Genomic DNA, 3,183 nt, shown 5'->3' with positions numbered 1-3,183 from the left:
ATATATATTAACTATTATTCAGTATTTAGAGTACTAATAATTTTGGTACTAAAATTGCTTGGCTATATTAATAAAATAGATGGAGCAATTTTATGGGCATAGAAATATCAAAAACTCACTCATTACTAGCACAGGCTATGGACTATCGTGCTGCGCGTCAAGATATGATAGCTTCAAATATTGCTAATGTAGATACTCCTTACTACAAACCTCGTGACATCAGCTTTCAAGATGCGCTCATTGCCAAAGAAAATGAGCTTTATAAAAATCCATCAAAACAGTTACAGATGGCTATGACAAACCCTAGAGATTTAAAACCTCAAGAGGAGTCTGAGAGTTTAAAGCCTACACTCTTTTTTAGAGATGGACATATGGCACGAAACGATGGAAACAGTGTGGACATAGATGTAGAGACGACAGAGATGAGTAAAAACTCCATTATGTTTAATGCTCTTGTAATGGCAAACAAAAAAGATAGTGCAATTTTTAACAGCGTAATAGACGCTTCATCAAAAATAAACTAAGGACAAAAAAGTGAGTAATTTTTTAAGCGGTTTTGACATCAGTGGTTATGGAATGTCTGCTCAACGGGTTCGTGTGAATGTTATCTCAAGTAACATTGCAAATGCACAGACTACACGAACTGAAGAGGGTGGACCTTATAGACGTAGAGAGGTAGTATTTAAAGCCATAAACTTTAATGATGCTTACAACAAAGCTCTTGGGAACACTACACAAAGCGCTAGTTATGAAGACCCATTAAATGAAGGTCAAGAAGGTGAAAAGGTAAATCCTGCTATAATGAGCGTAGCAGTTGATAAAATTGTAAGAGACGACTCAAAACCTCTTATGAAATATGAACCAAATAACCCAGATGCAGACTCAAGCGGATATGTTGCTTACCCCAACATTAATCCAGTTATAGAGATGTCTGATTTAGTTGAGGCGACACGCTCTTACCAAGCGAATGTAGCTGCGTTTGAGAGTGCAAAAAATATGGCAAACAGTGCTATTTCACTGTTGCAATAAAGGAAGTTGTAGATTATGAATAATATAAACAAGATAGCAGGTACATCCACAGCCGATTTATTAAAACAAAAAAGTAAAATAGAGACTCCAACAGGTGGTGAGCAGTTTGCAAAGCATCTAACATCTGCACTTAATGAAGTCAATGATATGCAAAAAGAGAGTGAACATGCAATAGCAGACTTAGCAACAGGTCAGGTCAAAGACCTGCATCAAGCAGCTCTTGCAATTGGAAAAGCGGAAACAAGCATGAAACTTATGCTTGAAATTCGCAACAAAGCACTCAATGCATATAAAGAGATTGGCAGAACGCAGGTCTAATCCTTCTGCCACGCAAAAATCTCCCTCACACAATGGTAAACCCTAGCAAAAGTAAAAAAATACTCCTTTTATATGTCCTTATAGTCATAGCATTTATTGTCTTTTTAAGTGTTATGCTACTAACAGTTTTAAAATCACGAAATATGCCCTCACTTTATGCTGTGGAGAGTTCAAAAGCTTCCAGAGGGGCTATCATTAGCGCAGACGGCTTTCATCTTGCCACGACTAAAAAGCTCTACAAAGCAGTTGTCGATACACGCTACATTGACCCACAAAAAAAAGAGCTTTTTATTAAACTTTTTAATATCTACTCAGGCATAAGCATCAATAAAATAAGAAAACGACTCTCTAAACGCAGAGGTGTTGTAGTTTTGAGTTACAATGTCGAAGAGATTCAATCACATTACTTGAAAAAGCTTGCCCATGAACTACGCCGTTTTAAAGTTTTTCTTTCGCTTAAAAATCCAAGAACAGGTCTGCGTTCTGTACATGGTCTTAGCGTTATCGAAAGTGGAGAGAGTAGAGAATACCCTTATGGGAAATTGCTCACACCAATTTTGGGCTATCCACATAAAATTGAAGAGGATGGCTTTACCTTTGTAAAAGGGGTAAAAGGGCTTGAAAAACGATGGGATGCAGAGCTGTCACCACGACAAGATGGTTATTCTAGAGGTAAAAGAGATGTCAATAGTTATATTATTTTAAACAAAGAGAGTTTTACAAAACCAAAAATAAATGGACTCAGCATCAAGCTCACAATTCCTGTAGCATTTCAAATAAAAATAGAAAAGATGCTTGATAAAATGAAAATTGAACTTCGTGCAAAAGAGGTCATGCTCGCTGTAATGAATTCAAAAACGGGAAGAGTCTTAGCAATGGCAAGTTCAAACAGATACTTTCCAAAAGCAATTAAACGCAGTGATTATCCATCGCTTAATAGCAATATGATTGAGTACAGTTTTGAACCAGGTAGTGTTTTAAAACCCATCACATTTTCACTTCTTTTAGAACATAAATTAGTTAATCCTTATGAACTAGTAAATGGACATGGTGGAAGATATAGAATAGGACGAAAAGTTATTACTGATGAGCATAGGTTTCATTGGCTCTCTGCTGAAAATGTCATTGTCTACTCTTCTAATGTTGGAATGGCTCAACTCTCTCAAAAACTCTCTGGATACCAATTTAACAATGGACTTAAAGAGTTTGGATTTGGCAAGAAATCTACCCCAGATTTAATTTATGAGCGTACAGGATATGTTCCCACACAACAACGACTTAACAACGAAATTTACAAAGCAACTTGTTCTTATGGCTATGGCATACGAGTAAACCTTATGCAACTTATGCGTGCTTATGATGTTTTTAATAACAATGGAATGATGGTCTATCCACGCATAGTCGATGCTTTCATAGATGATCAAGGACAAGCAAAAAAACTAGAACAACTCGATACTGTTCAGGTTCTTCCAAGTGCTGTGGCACAAAGAGTCAAGAAGATACTCATTAAAACGGTAAACAAGGGAACAGGTAGAAAAACCATTATAAGAGGCTTACAAATAGGGGGCAAGACAGGAACGGCACATACAGTTGAAAAAGGAAAATATGTCAATAAATATAACACTACCTTTATGGGATTTGTCAATGACAAAAAGCACCGCTACACAATGGGGGTTGTAGTAATTCAACCACAAAAAAGCCAGTATGCAGCACAAACTGCTGTTCCTGTATTTAAAAAAGCAGTTGAGATTATGATAGAAGATGGTTACTTAAAGCCAGATATTATCAAGTAATCTTGTCTCTCCTGAAAGTGCCTCAATTAAAATAATAGTGTTG

Annotated in this window: 4 protein-coding genes; all 4 read left to right on the top strand. The window is 36.5% G+C overall.

All coding sequences use genetic code 11. The features are described from left to right. The first annotated feature begins 92 nt into the window (after window positions 1–92). Genes flgB through MVY38_RS06105 form a run of 4 tightly spaced genes read left to right on the top strand, consistent with a single transcriptional unit; the run spans window position 93 to window position 3,140 of the window. Window positions 93–524 carry a flagellar basal body rod protein FlgB gene (flgB, locus tag MVY38_RS06120; protein ID WP_297484380.1) on the top strand — a complete coding sequence of 144 codons (432 nt, stop codon included), beginning with the start codon at window positions 93–95 and terminating at the stop codon, window positions 522–524. A 10-nt stretch (window positions 525–534) separates the two neighbouring features. Further along, window positions 535–1,029 (top strand): flagellar basal body rod protein FlgC, encoded by a 495-nt coding sequence (gene flgC, locus MVY38_RS06115; protein ID WP_297484378.1) that lies wholly within the window; start codon window positions 535–537, stop codon window positions 1,027–1,029. A gap of 15 nt (window positions 1,030–1,044) precedes the next feature. After that, a complete protein-coding gene (fliE, locus tag MVY38_RS06110; protein WP_297484376.1) occupies window positions 1,045–1,347 on the top strand; it encodes a flagellar hook-basal body complex protein FliE in 303 nt (100 codons plus the stop codon). Window positions 1,348–1,379: 32 nt separating this feature from the next. Further along, window positions 1,380–3,140, top strand: coding sequence for a penicillin-binding protein 2 (locus MVY38_RS06105; RefSeq protein WP_297484374.1), 1,761 nt, complete (start codon window positions 1,380–1,382; stop codon window positions 3,138–3,140). Window positions 3,141–3,183: the final 43 nt, after the last annotated feature.

It is taken from the genome of Sulfurimonas sp., from assembly GCF_027056685.1.
Classification (GTDB): Bacteria; Campylobacterota; Campylobacteria; order Campylobacterales; family Sulfurimonadaceae; genus Sulfurimonas.
The sequence above is the reverse complement of the archived record's forward strand: the minus strand, read 5'-3'. Positions and strand labels throughout refer to the sequence as shown.

Coding starts and splice junctions, on each gene's coding strand:
- flgB (WP_297484380.1), top strand. CDS start 93: ATGGGCATAGAAATATCAAAAACTCACTCATTACTAGCACAGGCTATG.
- fliE (WP_297484376.1), top strand. CDS start 1,045: ATGAATAATATAAACAAGATAGCAGGTACATCCACAGCCGATTTATTA.
- MVY38_RS06105 (WP_297484374.1), top strand. CDS start 1,380: ATGGTAAACCCTAGCAAAAGTAAAAAAATACTCCTTTTATATGTCCTT.